At 48.6% G+C, this 16966-nt stretch carries 16 protein-coding genes; 6 read left to right on the plus strand and 10 right to left on the minus strand.

Annotation, left to right across the window (positions count from 1 at the left end; translation table 11 throughout):
• Positions 1-110: 110 nt before the first annotated feature.
• The 3 genes from dnaG to rpsU form a co-directional block, all read right to left on the minus strand.
• Positions 111-2072 (minus strand): DNA primase, encoded by a 1962-nt coding sequence (gene dnaG, locus CBI30_RS00080; protein WP_088526321.1) that lies wholly within the window; start codon positions 2070-2072, stop codon positions 111-113.
• Between the two features lie 37 nt (positions 2073-2109).
• Positions 2110-2556 carry a GatB/YqeY domain-containing protein gene (locus CBI30_RS00085; RefSeq protein WP_088526322.1) on the minus strand — a complete coding sequence of 149 codons (447 nt, stop codon included), beginning with the start codon at positions 2554-2556 and terminating at the stop codon, positions 2110-2112.
• A gap of 142 nt (positions 2557-2698) precedes the next feature.
• Entirely contained in the window at positions 2699-2911 is a 213-nt protein-coding gene (gene rpsU, locus CBI30_RS00090) for a 30S ribosomal protein S21 (RefSeq protein ID WP_011903537.1), read from the minus strand.
• 76 nt (positions 2912-2987) lie between these two features.
• Between rpsU and tsaD the strand changes: the two genes are divergently transcribed.
• Positions 2988-4061: a tRNA (adenosine(37)-N6)-threonylcarbamoyltransferase complex transferase subunit TsaD gene (gene tsaD, locus CBI30_RS00095; RefSeq protein WP_088526323.1), complete on the plus strand. Its 1074-nt coding sequence runs from the start codon at positions 2988-2990 to the stop codon at positions 4059-4061.
• A 14-nt stretch (positions 4062-4075) separates the two neighbouring features.
• On the opposite strand, the gene folE2 is transcribed toward tsaD, so the two are convergent.
• Genes folE2 through xseB form a run of 4 tightly spaced genes read right to left on the minus strand, consistent with a single transcriptional unit; the run spans position 4076 to position 8020 of the window.
• Positions 4076-4903 carry a GTP cyclohydrolase FolE2 gene (gene folE2, locus CBI30_RS00100; protein WP_088526404.1) on the minus strand — a complete coding sequence of 276 codons (828 nt, stop codon included), beginning with the start codon at positions 4901-4903 and terminating at the stop codon, positions 4076-4078.
• Positions 4904-4928: 25 nt separating this feature from the next.
• A complete protein-coding gene (gene dxs / locus CBI30_RS00105; protein WP_088526324.1) occupies positions 4929-6845 on the minus strand; it encodes a 1-deoxy-D-xylulose-5-phosphate synthase in 1917 nt (638 codons plus the stop codon).
• Positions 6846-6861: 16 nt separating this feature from the next.
• On the minus strand, positions 6862-7764 hold the full coding sequence (locus CBI30_RS00110; RefSeq protein WP_088526405.1) for a polyprenyl synthetase family protein: 903 nt from the start codon (positions 7762-7764) through the stop codon (positions 6862-6864).
• A 22-nt stretch (positions 7765-7786) separates the two neighbouring features.
• Positions 7787-8020 (minus strand): exodeoxyribonuclease VII small subunit, encoded by a 234-nt coding sequence (xseB, locus tag CBI30_RS00115; protein ID WP_088526325.1) that lies wholly within the window; start codon positions 8018-8020, stop codon positions 7787-7789.
• Positions 8021-8182: 162 nt separating this feature from the next.
• On the opposite strand from xseB, the gene CBI30_RS00120 reads away from it, so the two are divergent.
• The gene (locus tag CBI30_RS00120) at positions 8183-9289 is read left to right on the plus strand and encodes an aromatic ring-hydroxylating oxygenase subunit alpha (protein ID WP_088526326.1); all 1107 of its coding nucleotides are present in this window, start codon (positions 8183-8185) and stop codon (positions 9287-9289) included.
• A gap of 38 nt (positions 9290-9327) precedes the next feature.
• The gene (locus CBI30_RS00125; RefSeq protein WP_088526327.1) at positions 9328-10158 is read left to right on the plus strand and encodes a sulfurtransferase; all 831 of its coding nucleotides are present in this window, start codon (positions 9328-9330) and stop codon (positions 10156-10158) included.
• Here the strand turns inward: CBI30_RS00125 and CBI30_RS00130 are convergent.
• The 3 genes from CBI30_RS00130 to polA are packed head-to-tail and all read right to left on the minus strand — an operon-like array spanning position 10155 to position 14675.
• Positions 10155-10928, minus strand: coding sequence for a ZIP family metal transporter (locus CBI30_RS00130; protein WP_088526328.1), 774 nt, complete (start codon positions 10926-10928; stop codon positions 10155-10157). The genes CBI30_RS00125 and CBI30_RS00130 overlap by 4 nt on opposite strands.
• A 5-nt stretch (positions 10929-10933) precedes the next feature.
• The gene (locus CBI30_RS00135; protein WP_088526329.1) at positions 10934-11830 is read right to left on the minus strand and encodes a dienelactone hydrolase family protein; all 897 of its coding nucleotides are present in this window, start codon (positions 11828-11830) and stop codon (positions 10934-10936) included.
• 16 nt (positions 11831-11846) lie between these two features.
• Positions 11847-14675 (minus strand): DNA polymerase I, encoded by a 2829-nt coding sequence (gene polA / locus CBI30_RS00140; protein WP_088526330.1) that lies wholly within the window; start codon positions 14673-14675, stop codon positions 11847-11849.
• A gap of 81 nt (positions 14676-14756) precedes the next feature.
• Between polA and CBI30_RS00145 the strand changes: the two genes are divergently transcribed.
• The 3 genes from CBI30_RS00145 to CBI30_RS00155 are packed head-to-tail and all read left to right on the plus strand — an operon-like array spanning position 14757 to position 16965.
• Positions 14757-15164 carry a hypothetical protein gene (locus CBI30_RS00145; protein ID WP_240553449.1) on the plus strand — a complete coding sequence of 136 codons (408 nt, stop codon included), beginning with the start codon at positions 14757-14759 and terminating at the stop codon, positions 15162-15164.
• A 44-nt stretch (positions 15165-15208) separates the two neighbouring features.
• Positions 15209-16186 (plus strand): homoserine kinase, encoded by a 978-nt coding sequence (locus CBI30_RS00150; protein ID WP_088526331.1) that lies wholly within the window; start codon positions 15209-15211, stop codon positions 16184-16186.
• On the plus strand, positions 16183-16965 hold the full coding sequence (locus tag CBI30_RS00155) for a BPSS1780 family membrane protein (RefSeq protein WP_088526332.1): 783 nt from the start codon (positions 16183-16185) through the stop codon (positions 16963-16965). The genes CBI30_RS00150 and CBI30_RS00155 overlap by 4 nt, the downstream gene beginning before the upstream one ends.
• Position 16966 lies beyond the last annotated feature (1 nt).

Genomic DNA, 16966 nt, shown 5'->3' on the forward strand with positions numbered 1-16966 from the left:
GTTTTTTTCTGGGAATAGAGGATTATAGTCGATTGCAACTTTTTTACCCCCGCAAACACTAAAAATGGGGGGTCAATTTCAGGTTTTTCGAGGGCTTATTCAAAAAATTCTTAAGCGAACTTCAATCTTTCACCTAATTCACGATAGCGGGCTCGATCTTGCTCTGTGGCAGTACTTCCAGCGATCTTTTGAGCAATCTCTGTCATCTCTGTTTTGAGGTGAGTGAGTTCCAGCTTTTTAAAGGCGCCATCCAGATCCGCAATTGCCCCTTCAATCTCCAAATCAGAGCCCATGACACGCTTTCTCAGTACCTCATAGAGTGGCGCTAGCTCACTACGGGATAGTTGCTCTTGGAATAAAGCAAAAGCCCCTGCACCAACGGCTGGCGGCTTACCGCTCTCACCTGGGATCAATTCGACTAAATCACACTGAGCCAGCAAGTCTTTCATTAGCTCCAATGCTTTTGCGGATCGCAACTCAGAGGCTTTCAGGGCAAGCGCCCTCTTATTGGCATCCAATGCCTTTCCTAAGTGCGGAAACTGAATTAAGACACGCAACATCTGCTCTGCTAAATCCGTTGGGGCTTGAGGGGGTGCAATATTTTGCGTTGCCACCCTCTTCGCTGAGCCTTTAGATGCTTGCCAAGGTGCGCCCTGAGTTCTATTACCGCTATTGGCCTGTACAAAGTTCGGTGCGCGCTGATTTGTAGTTGCATAAGAGCCCTGCTGCACGGGTGCAGGCGCCACAGTTAAACCACAAAAAGACTCTAATTCAGCGGGTGTAGAGTTGGTCCGAATTGCTAGCTCACGCAAAATTTGCGTACGCAAAGCTATGGGGGGCATCGAGAGTAATAATGGCTTAGCAGCATGATGTGTTTGCGCCCTACCCTCAGGAGTAGTGAGCTCATGTTCTTGACTAGCGATCTTAAAGAAGAAGCTGGAGATCGACATCGCTTCTTTAATTACCTTCTCAAAAGCCGGTGCGCCATAAGCACGGACATAACTATCAGGATCATGTTCTGTAGGCAAGAACAGGAAGCGAATCTCCTTGTCATCCGACATTAATGGCAGACATGCCTCTAATGCGCGTTGCGCAGCACGCTGACCTGCAGCATCGCCATCAAATGAAAACACAATGCGATCGGTTTGGCGCAACAACATGCGCACGTGATTAGCGGTACAGGCAGTGCCTAATGTCGCCACTGCATTTGGGAAACCTAACTGTGCGAGCGCTACAACATCCATATAACCTTCGCACACGAGAACATACTCTTGAGAGCGAATCGCCTGCCTAGCCTCAAATAATCCGTAGAGCGTATTGCCCTTAGAGAACAGTGGCGTCTCGGGAGAATTTAAGTACTTGGGCTCACCTTGATCCAAGATGCGCCCACCAAAGCCAATAGTCTGACCTTTCGGATTGCGAATGGGAAACATAATGCGATCACGAAAACGATCGTAGCGCCGAGTTGTTTGGCTTGCAGTTTGATTGTCACCACTAGGCTCACTCTGAATAAGTAAACCGCCTTCTAATAAAGTCTTGGCCACTTCATCATTGGCATAAGTACCAAAGACCGCTTCAAGACCTTGCCAACCATCGGGCGCATAACCCAAGGTATAGCGCTTAGCGATCTCACCGGTCAGACCACGACCCTTGAGATATTCCACTGCGCGGGGGGTTGCTTTGAGTTGCTGGCGATACCAATCTGCTGCTGCGCTCATCACCTCACTCAAGGCCATCGTTTGCTGTTGGCGTGCAACGTCATTGGCGGTGCGCTCTTCGCGCGGCACATCTAAACCTGCAGAACGCGCCAAGTCTTCGATGGCATCTACGTAACCAAGGCCGGAGTACTCCATGAGAAAACTAATCGCAGAGCCATGAGCTCCACAACCAAAGCAGTGATAGAACTGCTTAGTTGGGGAAACTGAAAATGAGGGAGATTTTTCTGAATGGAAGGGGCACAAACCTTGAAAGTTCGCGCCCGCTTTTTTTAATTTCACGTGCTGCCCAACCACATCAACAATGTCGACCCGATTTAATAGATCGGCAATGAAGGATTGGGGTATGAGAGCCATCAGTACTTGATTGGGCTTAGCTTAGTGTTGTGGGTGCTTACTTAGCAAGAGCGGCTTTTACCAAACCAGAAACTTTGCCCATATCTGCTTTACCAGCCAGTTGAGCTTTAAGGGCACCAATCACTTTACCCATATCTTGAGGACCAGTTGCACCCGTTGATGCTACAGCGGCAGCTACCGCAGCTTCTACTTCAGCATCCGAAAACTGCGCCGGCAAGTAATTTTGCAAGATCACCATCTCGGCAGCTTCGATCGCTACCAAATCATCACGATTTGCTTTTTCAAACTGGGAGATCGAGTCTTTGCGTTGCTTGATCATTTTTTCAACCGTCGCAATCACAGAGGCATCATCCATCTCAATGCGCTCATCCACTTCACGTTGCTTGATGGCTGCTAACAAAAGACGAATCGTTCCTAAGCGCGCTACTTCTTTTGCGCGCATAGCGTTTTTCATATCCTCAGTAATTTGATCTTTAAGACTCATGGAATTCACTCCTAATAGGTTTAATGCTGATTCAATGTTTAGTGTATTGGCTTTTTGTGAATATCTTAAAAAGCAAAAACCCGCTACGTTTCACCGTCAGCGGGTTTCAAAGCCTCTCGGTGAGGAGAGCTTTTAAATTCTATTAATAAAGCTTTTTAGGCAACATCTGGCTGCGAATACGCTTGTAATGGCGTTTAGCAGCAGCTGCCTTCTTGCGCTTACGTTCAGCTGTTGGCTTCTCGTAGAACTCGCGGGCACGCAAGTCGGTCAATAGGCCATTTTTTTCAATGGTGCGCTTGAAACGGCGCAATGCCACTTCAAAAGGTTCGTTCTCACGTAGGCGGACTGTAGTCATACTTGTTTAACTCGTATATGCTCGAAAAATATCGAAAAATTAACTGAAACGCGATTCTAGCACGACCAAGCAAAAAATGATTGTTTTAGGCATAGAAACTTCTTGTGACGAAACCGGGGTGGCTTTATATAACACCACCCCTTGGGAAAACCGCGCCCCAGCCCATCAGGGCATTCTAGGTCAGGCGCTGCACTCCCAAATTGCTATGCACCAAGAGTATGGTGGCGTTGTCCCTGAACTAGCCTCTAGAGACCATATACGACGGGTTTTACCTCTTCTAGATGACGCTTTGCATGAGGCTAAGCTCCAATTAAAGGATATCGATGCCGTGGCATACACCCAGGGCCCTGGATTAGCAGGCGCCCTGCTAGTGGGTAGCGCATTTGCCAAATCCCTCGCCCAAGGCCTCAATTTACCCTCCATTGGAGTTCATCACCTTGAAGGGCACCTGCTTTCACCGCTGCTGGGGACTTCTGTACCGGAATTTCCCTTTATCGCCCTACTAGTCTCGGGCGGGCATACCCAGCTGATGTTGGTGAGCGGGGTTGGCAAATACCAACTTTTAGGCGAAACCTTGGATGATGCCGCTGGCGAAGCCTTTGATAAAACAGCTAAATTACTCGGCCTGGACTACCCGGGCGGTGCCGCAATCTCCAAATTGGCAGAAAAAGGGCAGCCTGGGCGATTTAACCTCCCCAAACCGATGCTGCACTCAGGAGATTTGGATTTCTCCTTCTCCGGGCTCAAAACAGCCGTTTTGAACCAGGTGAAAAAATTTGAGGTACTGGGTATTTCTGATGCCGCAGAGATTGCGACATTTCAGGCGGATCTCGCGAGAGGGTTTGTAGATTCTTTGGTGGCTGTGTTGGTCAGTAAGTCAGAAAAAGCCCTCAAGCAATCAGATTGCAAACATTTGGTGCTTGCCGGTGGTGTGGGTGCAAACCTGCAATTGCGTGCCGCTTTAAATGCGAGCGCTAAAAAGAATCGATTTGAAGTGCACTACCCGCCAGTAGATTTATGTACTGATAACGGCGTGATGATTGCTTTTGCTGGAGCACTGCGGATGTTGGCGGAAAATAATGGCTCCACAACATCAGGGGCATTTGATATCAAACCTCGTTGGGACTTAGCGAGCAACAATCTTGCTTAAGAAATGCCTACTGATTACTTTGCTAAGCTGATTTTGGCGTAGGCACTGTGATTGTGAATAGACTCAAAATTCTCAGCTTCAACCACTAAAGACAGTATCCGTTGATCATCTTTGAGTTGGCCAGCCACATCGCGCACTAAGTCTTCCACAAACTTGGGATTGTCGTAAGCACGCTCAGTAACCCACTTCTCATCAGGGCGCTTGAGCAAGCCCCACAACTCGCTAGAGGCTTGGCTCTCAGCGGCTGCTACCAGATCTTCCACAGTCATCTTGGTCTGCGAATCAAGCTCTACCGACATCGTGACATGGGAGCGTTGATTGTGTGCCCCATACTCAGAAATCTCTTTCGAGCAAGGGCACAAACTCATGACTGGAACTAAAGCGCGAAGATTTAATTCAACATCGATTGAGCCCATTGCATTTTGTTTAGCCTTGGCCATCCAAGTCACTTCGTAATCCATCAAGCTTTCCACCCCAGATACTGGTGCTGCTTTTTTTACGAAGTGCGTATAAGTAAATTGAATCCGGCCTTCAGTGGCATCGAGTAGTGGCAGCATCTCGCGCACCATAGAAACGACTGAAGCACTGTCAATCGGCTCATTGTATTTTTGCAAGAGCGCAATGAAGCGGGACATATGCGTACCCTTCACATGGGCGGGCAAAGCCACATCCATCTCAAAATTACCAACAGCTGGCATCACGCCCGTCTTAGTTCGGATAGTCAGAGGATGACGCAATCCCCGAATACCTACCTGCTCAATTGGCAATGCACGCTCATCATGCGATGACTGCACATCCGGCATAGTTTGCGGTTTGAGAAAAGCGGTATTGATATCGTTCATGAGTATATTTTCAGACAAAAATGACTTATTTGCCCACGACCACAGCATTTGCTTCCGCTTTAGCGGAATTTACCCCTGGAAAACGTTGCGAAATCGCCTGAGCGATCCCAGCAGAATCAAGGCCACACTGACTCATTAAGAGTTTGTAATCACCATGTTCCACGAACTTGTCCGGAAGACCTAATTGCAGTAAGGGCTTGTTAATACCCATAGCAGAGAGCGCTTCTAGGCAGGCACTGCCTGCACCACCCTGAATTGCACCATCCTCAATCGTCACAAAATAATCATGATCCTGCGCCAACGATTTAAGGAGTTCGACATCTAGTGGTTTTACAAAACGCATATTGGCAACCGAGGCATCAAACTGTCCCGCAAGCTCGAGAGCTGGATACAGTAGCGTTCCAAAGGCCAAAATGGCTAAACGCTGACCAGCTGGCGCGTTGGATTTACGACGCAACTCACCCTTACCTAATGGAACAGTGCGTAACTCTTTAGATGGAATGGTGCCAACACCAGCGCCACGCGGGTAGCGCACTGCACTTGGATGCGGTTGATGAAATGCCGTCGTTAGTAAATCACGACACTCTGCTTCGTCAGCAGGTGTCAAGACCAGCATATTCGGAATGCAGCGCAGAAATGGAATGTCATACGCACCCGCATGGGTTGCACCATCAGCGCCCACTAAGCCGGCGCGATCCAACGCAAACAACACGGGCAGATCTTGAATCGCTACATCATGAATGAGTTGATCGTAAGCACGCTGCAAGAAGGTGGAATAAATTGCCACGACCGGCTTCATACCTTCGCATGCCATGCCTGCCGCGAATGTGACTGCGTGTTGCTCGGCGATACCCACGTCGTAATAGCGCTTCGGGAAATTCTTTTCGAACTCAACTAAGCCGGAGCCTTCACGCATTGCTGGAGTAATACCAACCAACAATGGATCGGCATGCGCCATATCACACAACCACTCGCCGAATACTTGAGTAAAGGTTTTCTGAGCGGGGCTCGTTGATTTCTTCACGCCCTCTTCTGGATTGAACTTACTTGGACCGTGATACAGCACTGGATCGGCTTCTGCCAACTCATAGCCCTGACCCTTACGAGTCACTACATGCAAGAATTGTGGGCCACGACCCTCGAGCGCTAAGCGACGGACATTCAGTAGCATAGGAATCAAAGCATCCAAATCATGGCCATCAATCGGGCCAAAGTAATTGAAACCAAACTCTTGAAAAATCGTCGAGGGTGAGACCATGCCTTTGGCGTGATCTTCTAGGCGTTTGGCAAATTCTCGCAACGGTGGGGCAATCGATAAGACGCTGTCGATTCCTTTTTTAGTGGCGGAATAGATGTTGCCACTCAGCAATCTCGCCAAGTGACGATTTAGTGCACCCACTGCTGGAGAGATCGACATATCGTTGTCGTTCAAAATAACTATTAAAGGCAGATCGTCGTAGACGCCAGCATTGTTCATCGCCTCAAAGGCCATGCCGCCAGTCATTGCGCTATCGCCAATCACCGCTACAGCAACTTGTTTTTCACCCTTGGTCTGAAAAGCCCGCGCCATTCCCATCGCCGCAGAAATACTGGTCGAAGAATGTCCGGTACCAAAGGCATCGTATTCACTTTCAGAGCGACGCGGAAAACCAGACAGTCCATTGAACTGACGCAAGGTATTCATACGATCGCGACGGCCAGTCAAAATTTTATGCGGATAACTTTGATGACCCACATCCCACACAACTCGGTCATGTGGCGTATCAAACACATAGTGCAGAGCAATCGACAACTCAACCGTTCCCAAATTGGAGGAAAGGTGTCCGCCAGTTTTGGAGACGGAATCTAGTACAAACTGACGCAACTCATCAGCAAGCGCAGGTAGCTGCTCACGAGAGAGTTTTTTTAAGTCTGCAGGAGAATGAATGGAATTTAAAGTCATCAAATCTTCAGTAATCTTATTTGCCCCTGTTAACCACTAACAGAGCCAAATCTTTCAGAGTCCGGGCTTTAGGGCCAAAACTCTCTAGGCTAGCAAGAGCTGTTTCTTGTAAATCTTTCGCTGCCTGCTTGGCATAGTCTAAACCCATCAAGGTCACGTAGGTCGGCTTATCGTTTGCGGCGTCTTTACCTGCGGTTTTACCCAGGGTTTGGCTATCAGCAGTCGCATCGAGGACGTCATCCACAATTTGAAAGGCCAAACCCAAAGCTTCAGAGTAATTTGCGAGATGCTGCATCTGGCTTGGGTGAAGTTGAGTGGCAATACCACCCAGCTGCACCGAACAAGAAAGCAAAGCGCCCGTCTTCATTGCATGCATTTGTTTTAAGCCAGCGAGATCTAATTTTTTACCGACACTATCCAGATCAATCGCTTGGCCACCCGCCATGCCACGTGAACCTGATGCACTGGCTAATGCACTAATCATTTCCAGGCGGATATTCACATCACACTGAACATTTGCCAAGATCTCAAATGCACGTGTTTGCAAGGCATCCCCCACTAGCAAAGCAGTCGCTTCGTCATATGCCTTGTGAACCGTAGGTCGCCCACGACGTAAGTCATCGTCATCCATACAGGGCAAGTCATCATGTACTAAGGAGTAAGCATGAATACATTCAATCGCAGCGGCAGCGGCATCTAAAGCAGCTTGTGTTTCTGTGCTGGCGTTATCACCCAATTCCCCGGCGGCATAAACCAATAAAGGACGAATGCGTTTGCCACCACCTTGAGCGGCGTAGCGCATCGCCTCATGCAAGCGGGCGGGATTGGTATTGGCAGCATCAAGCAGACGCTCCAAGGCTAATTCAGAGCGCTCACCATAGGTGCGAAGCCATCCCTCGAATTGCAATTTGCTGTTCATCAAGTCCAAATCTAAGGGCAATTTAAGCTTCAAATACGCGAACTTGCTGCTCGACCTGAGCCAGCATGCCCTGACAATGCTTCAAGAGGGCAGCGCCACGTTGATAGGCTAAAAGCGTCTCTTCCAAGGAAAATTTGCCGGATTCCATGTCAGTAATAAGCTTTTCCAACTCCTTTACCGCCTGCTCATAACGCAAGTTAGGGTCGATATGAACCTCAAGACCGGGTTTCTGACTCTCAGATTTCTTTGCTGGCATTGGCTTCTTTCCATCATATTTCTTACAGGTATAGCCCTACATATTAAAGCGAGACGGGGGTCAGATGGGTATAATCCCTTCCTTCCTTTCCAATATCGATCCGTCGATGGTTGGATTGGTTGTTCCGCTTAGCTTCGGCTGACGTTTTCGGGGGTGGGGAGAATGACTAATCTGGCTACCGCGCAGTTGCTTGCGCCGTCCAACTTACAACTGCCGGTTTCGGCATATTTTGACGTTGATCTCTATCAGCGCGAAATTGAACTGCTTTTTAAGCAGGGCCCAGGCTATGTAGGCCACGAACTCATTGTGCCTGAAGTGGGCTCCTATCAAACCTTGATCTCTGAAAATGAAGGTCGTTTACTGGTTCGCAACCAGCAAGGCGTTGAACTCCTCTCCAATGTATGCCGCCATCGTCAAGCCCTCATGCTCAATGGCTCCGGTAAGGCAGACAACATCGTTTGCCCCCTGCATCGCTGGACATACGATTTACATGGCGAATTATTGGGTGCGCCCCATTTTGAAGATAAGCCTTGCCTCAATCTTGGCAAATCCCCCTTACAGAACTGGCAAGGGCTATTGTTTGAGGGCCCTCGCGATGTGCGCACTGACCTCGCCCAACTTGGCGTAGCCGATGACCTCAAGTTTGAAGGCTATGTTCTCGATCACGTTGAAGTCCATGAATGTAATTACAACTGGAAAACTTTTATCGAGGTCTATCTCGAGGACTACCATGTGGTGCCGTTTCATCCAGGACTGGGCAAGTTTGTTTCTTGCGAAGACTTGCGCTGGGAATTCGGCGACTGGCATAGCGTCCAAACTGTTGGTATTCACAAAGACCTAGAGAAGCCAGGCTCACCGGTTTACCAAAAATGGCATGAAGCCGTATTGCGCTACCACGAAGGAAAGGCACCGCGCCACGGCGCGATCTGGCTTACCTACTACCCTAATGTGATGGTCGAGTGGTATCCAGGTGTCCTGTGCGTTTCCACTTTGCATCCCATGGGCCCAAACAAAACGCGCAATATTGTTGAGTTCTACTACCCTGAAGAAATCGCCCTCTTTGAGCGCGATTATGTTGAGGCAGAGCGCGCAGCCTATATGGAAACGTGTATCGAGGATGACGAGATTGCAGAACGCATGGATGCTGGACGTGCAGCCCTACTGGCTCGTAATGAAAATGAAGTGGGTCCTTATCAAAGCCCCATGGAAGACGGCATGCAACATTTTCATGAATGGTACCGTCGCGCCATGAACTATCAAGGCGCATAATCCAGTAACACCCAACTCGCCCTCAATAGGAAGCCCTCATGACGCCTCTCATTACTGCAAACCAGTTAGAAGAAATCATCAACAGCGGCGAGAATGTTTTACTGTGCGATTGCCGTTTTGATTTAGTCGATCCGCAAGCAGGGAAAAAAGCATACGAAGAAGGTCACATTCCGGGCGCCGTTTATGTCGATCTTGATCAGGATCTATCCGGCCCCAAAACCGGAAAAAATGGTCGTCACCCACTACCCACCCCTGAAGCTTGGGCGCAAACTAAATCGCGCTTAGGAATGGACTCTAAAACTTTGGTGGTTGCCTATGACGGTCAAGGCTCCGTATATGCCAGTCGCTTATGGTGGATGCTCAAGGCAACTGGTCACGCTAAGGTGCAAGTCTTAGATGGAGGTCTAGATAGCTGGAACGGCCCGATTGGCACCATGCCTCGCCAAGCAAAGCCCACGGATACGCCAGTACCCGCAATGCCATATGTTGGCTTAGTGCCAGTGGGGGGTATTGTTGAAAATCTCCAAACCAAAAAGAGTGTAGTGATCGATGCCCGCGCAAACGATCGCTTCCACGGTCAAAACGAGACCCTAGATCCTATTGGGGGGCATATTCCCGATGCGATTAATTATTTCTTTAGAGATAACCTATCCGGAAAATTGTTTAAGACTCCCGAACAACTGTATAAAGATTTTCATGAGCTCTTGGGCTCCACCAAAGCCTCTGAAGTCATTCACCAATGCGGCTCTGGAGTAACAGCCTGTCACAACCTGCTGGCGATGGAAATCGCTGGCCTCAAAGGCTCACGACTTTATGCGGGTAGTTGGAGTGAATGGTGCGCCGACCCTAGTAGGCCAGTGGCGCTTTAATGCAGTAGCGACAGCAGGATTACAAAACCAACGCCACAAGCAATCAAGATCGTTTGACGCAAAGACTCGGCCCAATGTGGGCGACGATGCATTTGTGGAATGAGATCACTTACTGCAATGTAAATAAAACTGCTTGAAGCAATCACCAGTAAATAGGGCATTGCTCCCTGGGCTTTTTCCAAAAAGAAATAAGCCAGCACCCCACCTAGCACTGCAGACAAGCCACAAATGAAGTTGTAGAACAAAGCGCGAGTGCGGGAAAAGCCTGCATTGAGCAGCACAATAAAATCCCCAATCTCTTGCGGAATCTCATGGGCGATGATGGCAATGGCAGTAAAAATACCCACTTGGTAATCTGCCATGAATGCGGCAGCAATCAAAACACCATCAACAAAATTATGCAGGCCATCACCCACCAGAATCATCCAGCCACTTCGACCCGCCACTTCAGCATCATGACCATGGTGGTGGCCATGACCATCACCCTCATGATGATGGTTGTGACGCAATAGGGCAATTTTCTCAAGCAAGAAGAAGCCAAGGAGGCCTGCAAGCAAGGTAGCAAATAACAACTGAGGACTTGTCCCGGGCATCGTAAAAGCCTCAGGCAAAGAATGTAGCAGGGCCGTTGCTAGCAAAATACCTACTGACACACTCACCATGCCGTGTACCATTTTCGACAGCAAAGATAATGAAAAACTCGCAGCAACCAGGACGCTCGCCGTTCCAGCTAGCGCTGTTACCAACAATATGCTTTGCAGTACTGACATATAAATTACGCTACCCCGTTTTGTTTAAACCAAGCAACACACTTTTCCCAGCCGTCTTTAGCTGGACCCTCACGATAAGTAGCGCGATAGTCTGCATGGAAAGCATGGGGTGTATCCGGGTAAATTTCAAAACGACAGGCTTTGGCTGCTGGATTTTTTGGGGCTACTTTTGCAAGTGCCTCACGCATTTGCTCAACACTCTCCAGGGAGATGCCGGTATCAGCGCCACCATACAAGCCTAAGACGGGAGCCTTGAGCTCAGCAGCAATATCGACTGGGTGGCGAGGGTTGCCTTCTGTTTTTTCACCGATGACTCGACCGTACCAGGCTACACCAGCCTTAACCTGTGGCAGTGTGGCTGCTAGCCAAGTAATGCGGCCACCCCAGCAAAATCCAGTTACGCCGACTTTTTTCAAGTCACCGCCATTTTTTCCAGCCCAAACTAATGCGGCCTGCAAATCATTTAAGACTTGCGTATCCGAAGTTGGAGCCACGATATTTTTTTGAATCTCAGCAACAGTACCGAAGGTATTGGGATCACCAGCGCGGGTAAAGAATTCTGGGGCAATAGCAAGATAGCCTAATTTAGCGAAACGTCTTGTGACGTCAGCGATATATTCATGCACGCCAAAGATTTCGCTCGCAACAATAATAATAGGCAGAGAGCCTTTTGCTTTCTCTGGACGAGAAACATAAGCCGGCATCTGAAAGCTTCCCACTGGAATCATTTGCTCGCCTGCTTTAATGCCAGTGAAATCCGTTTCAATCGCAGCAGCCATGACCGGCTCAGAAGCAGCTACAAATCCAATGCCCATGGTGGTGGCAGTAATGGCGGAAGCCTTCATAAAACTTCTTCTATCGCCAGACACTGGTTTTAAGTCTTGATTTTTTTTATCTACCATTTTTTCTGATCTCCGCTTAATGGGCTTCTTCCCAATTATCGCCAATTCCAATACCAACTACCAAAGGAACCTTAAGTTCTGCCACCTTGCACATCAAGTCAGGTAATTTTGCCTGTAACAGCTCAAGCTCATCCAAGGGTACGTCAAATACCAATTCATCGTGTACCTGAAGCAGCATACGGGTCTTTAACTGCTCTTTTTCAAGCCAGTTCTCAACCGCAATCATGGCTAACTTGATTAAGTCAGCAGCAGTACCTTGCATCGGCGCATTAATCGCTGCGCGCTCTGCGCCTTGGCGACGAGGGCCATTTGAGCCTTTGATCTCTGGCAACCACAGACGTCTGCCAAAAACCGTCTCTACATAGCCATTCTCTCGGGCTTCTACGCGGGTGCGCTCCATGTATTGAGCCACCCCTGGATAGCGATCGAAATACTTGGCAATGTAGTTTTGCGCCGCTGAGCGCTCAATACCCAAGTTGCTAGCCAGACCAAAAGCGCTCATGCCATAGATGAGGCCAAAGTTAATCACCTTGGCATAACGACGCTGTTCTGAGGTGACGGCCTCTAGAGGCACACCAAAAATCTCCGCAGCAGTGGCCTGGTGAACATCTTTACCAGCGGCAAACGCAGCTAGCAAATTTTCATCCTCGGCAATATGCGCCATGATGCGTAATTCAATTTGAGAATAGTCGGCCGATAACAACTTACAACCATCTGCCGGAATAAATGCCTCACGAATGCGACGACCCTCTTCTGTTCGTACGGGAATATTTTGCAAATTCGGCTCACTCGAGGCCAAACGTCCCGTCACCGCAGTCGCTTGAGAAAAATTGGTGTGTACGCGCCCAGTCTTGGGATCTGCCATGCGTGGCAGTTTTTCAATATAAGTCGACATCAATTTAGCTAAGCTGCGGTAATCCAAGATGCGCGCCGGCAAAGGGTAATCTTCGGCCAACTTCTGCAAAACCTCTTCATCAGTTGATGGCGCACCCGATGGCGTCTTCTTGATGACGGGTAACTCTAACTGTCCAAATAAAATTTCTGCAATCTGCTTGGGCGATTGAATATTGAACGGCTGACCTGCTAGCTTGTGAATCTCACCCTCCAATGCGAGAAGACGCTTACCAACCTCTTGACCTTGCTGAGAAAGCAATGCTGAATCAATCCGAATACCATTGCGCTCCATGATTCCCAAGACACGCATCGCTGGCATCTCAATCGTTTCATAAACGTAGAGCAGTCCAGGGCTTCCCTGAATTTGTGGCCATAAAACTAAATGCAGGCGCAAGGTAATGTCAGCATCTTCAGCAGCGTAATCTGTGGCAATCTTCAGATCGACTTGGTCAAAGCAAATTTGATGAACGCCTTTACCGCAAACCTCTTCATAGCGAATGGTCTTCATGCCAAGATGGCGCTCAGCCAAGCTATCCATGTTGTGCGGCATATGCGATTCAAGCACGTAGGACTCGAGCAAGGTATCGAATTGAATGCCTTGCAAAGTAATTTCGTAGTTTGCAAAAATATGCGCATCGTACTTTAAGTTTTGGCCGACTTTTAAATGCGTAGAACTCTCAAGCCAAGGCTTTAGCTTCGCCAAGACCATCTCACGACTAAGTTGATCTTCTCCGTTACGATGCGCTACTGGTATATAGCAAGCCTCTCCTGGAGTCACGCACAATGAGATGCCGACTAACTCTGCGGTGAGCGCGTCTAAGCCGGTAGTCTCTGTATCTACGGCCGTTAACGTTGCACTCTCAATCTTTTTTAACCAGCGCTCTAATGCGATCTCATCCACGACGCACTCGTAACTTTTTTCGATGGCACTCTGCAAGTCTGTAGTCTCTTGAGATAGTGCTGTGGTAGCTGCAGTAGCTGTAGGTCCAAATGGATTACTAGAAGTTTTTTCCTTAAGTTCTGGTGCGCTCTTGATTGGACTCCCTGCTAAATCAAAACCACCGCTGACTTCCGGAGCTGACCCACCAAGCTGCCTCTCCACATCACGTAGCCAAGTTTTAAATGCGTAGCGCTCAAATAATTCCCGTAAGAGTGGCGCGTCTTCTGGTTTTGCATGAAGGTCATCTAGCCCGGGCAAATGGGGGGATAAATCACAGTCCGTTTTAACGGTAATTAACTGTCGGGCCTGCGGAAGCCACTGCAAACTATTGCGCAAGTTCTCTCCCACAACGCCTTTCACTTGATCGGCATTCGCCATCAAGTTATCCAGGTCGCCAAACTCAGCCAACCATTTGTTTGCGGTTTTTGGGCCAGCCTTAGGAACCCCGGGGACGTTATCTACCGTGTCACCAATGATGGAGAGGTAATCCACAATCCGCTCCGGGGGCACGCCAAATTTTTCGATCACCCCCGCAATGTCCAGCTTTTCATTGGTCATCGTATTAATCAAGGTGACAGAGGGGTTCACCAATTGAGCTAAATCTTTGTCGCCCGTGGAAATAATGGTTTCCCATCCAGCTTGGGTTGCCTGGCAAGCCAAGGTAGCAATGACGTCATCCGCCTCAACCCCAGAAACCATCAATACTGGCCAGCCCAAGGCCTTCACCATGGCATGAATCGGCTCTATCTGCCTTACTAAATCCTCGGGCATAGGAGATCGGTGCGCCTTGTACTCGGGGTACATTTCATCCCGGAAAGTCTTCCCTTTGGCATCGAAAACACAGGCAATATGGTCGGCCTTGAGTTCCGACCGAGCTCGGCGCATCATATTCACCATCCCATAGATCGCCCCCGTTGGGTCGCCGGCCCCATTTCGAAGGTCTGGCATGGCGTGAAAGGCGCGGTAGAGGTAGCTAGAACCGTCTACCAACAAGAGTCTATGTTTAGTCATACCGCAATCGTACAATCTAGTTGCTAACTGCCTACAGATCAGGTTTAAATCCTCCTGAAAAGAGGCCTAAAAAGGTGAAAAATGATGCACGCTCTAACTAACTTACTCCACTCTTCATTGAGCCAAGCCCTTGTTCTTGCAGGCTTTTTAGCGGCTTTCGCCTCTTTTGGCCTGCATTCAGCAAATGCGCAGAGCAATAGCCAAGCCTTGAGCCCATCAGAGCTGCAACGGATTAATAACCAGCCATTAGCGCCAACAGTGAGCGCAGCCGAAGCAACCAACGCCCCTCAAGGCCGTAAACCGAGCTTTCAACACAAAGAAGTGACGGGTACTGAAGTTACCGAATACAAAGATACCAATTCACCAACTCAGGTGGATGTAAAGACCCGCTATACCAGCTACGAAATGGCACCTCCAGCAACGGTCATGCCGGGCGTACCAAAAGAAACTGATCTCATCAGCGTGCCCAGCATCAGCATCCCTTTCTAAGCTGAATTATTCCATTCCCTCTGTACCTCATTGTTTAATTAGTCATGGCCGTATTCACACCCATTGAGCTGAGTGATATCTCCAACTGGATCGCAACCGATTTTGATATTGGTAGAGCCATAGATATTCGTGGAATACATGGCGGCATTGAGAATTCCAACTTTTTTCTCGATACCGAAAAAGATGGCAAGAAGTATGAATATGTACTGACGATTTTTGAGAGGCTGTCAGCAGCGCAGCTGCCTTACTATTTAGAGTTGATGCGTCACTTGGCCAATAAAGGCATTCCCGTGCCCAAGCCATTAGAAAATATCAATGGAGAAATTTTATTTTCTCTAAAGGGCAAGCCAGCGGCAATTGTCAGCAAGCTCCCAGGTCTGTCCAGACTGACACCAGAAGCAAGGCACTGTGAATTAGTCGGTGAAAATTTAGCAAAGATGCATTTGGCTAGCGCAGACTTTCAGCGCGCCCAAGAAAATCTTCGCAGCCTTTCTTGGTGGCAAAAAACAGTGCCGCAAGTTTTGTCATACCTCAGCAACACTCAAAAAGAATTGCTAATAAGCGAACTCGCCACCCAAGAGCAATTTTTTACCTCAGAGGCTTATGCGTCGCTGCCACAGGGTGCAAGCCATTGCGACCTGTTTAGAGACAACGTCCTTTTTGATTCTCAAGATGCGAGCGATAGCTCGCAGGATCAGCTGGGTGGTTTCTTCGACTTTTATTTCGCTGGCACCGATAAGTGGTTATTTGATTTAGCAGTAACTGCAAATGATTGGTGTCTTGCGGAAAATAAACAAGACTTAGATCCTGTACGTTTTAAGGCTCTGATGGATGCCTATCAGTCTGTTCGTCCACTCACTGACAACGAGAAACAAAGTTGGCCGCTAATGGTGCGCGCAGCAGCTCTCCGATTTTGGATCTCACGCCTGTGGGATTTTTACCTACCGCGCGACGCTCACATGCTTACCCCGCATGACCCCCGTCATTTTGAAAATATTCTCCTAAGTCGCAAAGCAATATGAAACTAAATTCTGTCGCCCATAAAGAGGGTTACACCTGGATACGCCAAGGCATTTGGTTATTTAAACAAAATCCTTTGGGTTTTCTGATGCTGGTATTTATGTATGTTTTTGTTGCACAGTTAGCGGTACTCGTACCGGTGATTGGCGTTTTTGCAGTGCTATTGCTCACACCAACCTTATCGGTTGGTTTCATGACGGCCTGTCGACAAGCGATCCAAAAAGAACGTATTCGTCCAACGGTATATCTAATTGCCCTGCAATCAACACCCGTGATTCGTAAACGCATTCTGCAATTAGGCTTGGTGTACTCGGCCCTTATTCTGGCTCTCAGCTTTATCTTAAGCATGTTGGTGGATTTTGAGTTACTTCTACCACTTATGACTGGTGATAAGCCGATTACGCCTGAAGCGGTGCGCGAGATCTACCTGATTCTATTTTTTGGTGGTTTGCTCTACGTACCCGTAGCCATGTTGATGTGGTTCTCACCGGTGCTAATTGCTTGGGCCGAGATGTCTGTACCGCAAGCGCTCTTTTCAAGCGCAATTGCTTGCTGGGCAAACCGTGGTGCGTTCTTTTTGTATATCGCTATTTGGGGTGCGATCTTGATCGCCATTCCCTTAACGATTGGATCTATCCTTGATGCACTGGATTTAGGTCAAGCCGCATCCTTCATCATCGCCCCACTGTCAATGGCCGGACTAACAGTAATGCACTGCTCTTTCTTTGCGACCTGGAAAGCGTGCTTTGCCGAAAAAGAGTCAGCAACTCTGATTGCTTAGT

The organism is Polynucleobacter aenigmaticus (assembly GCF_002206635.1).
Lineage (GTDB): Bacteria > Pseudomonadota > Gammaproteobacteria > Burkholderiales > Burkholderiaceae > Polynucleobacter > Polynucleobacter aenigmaticus.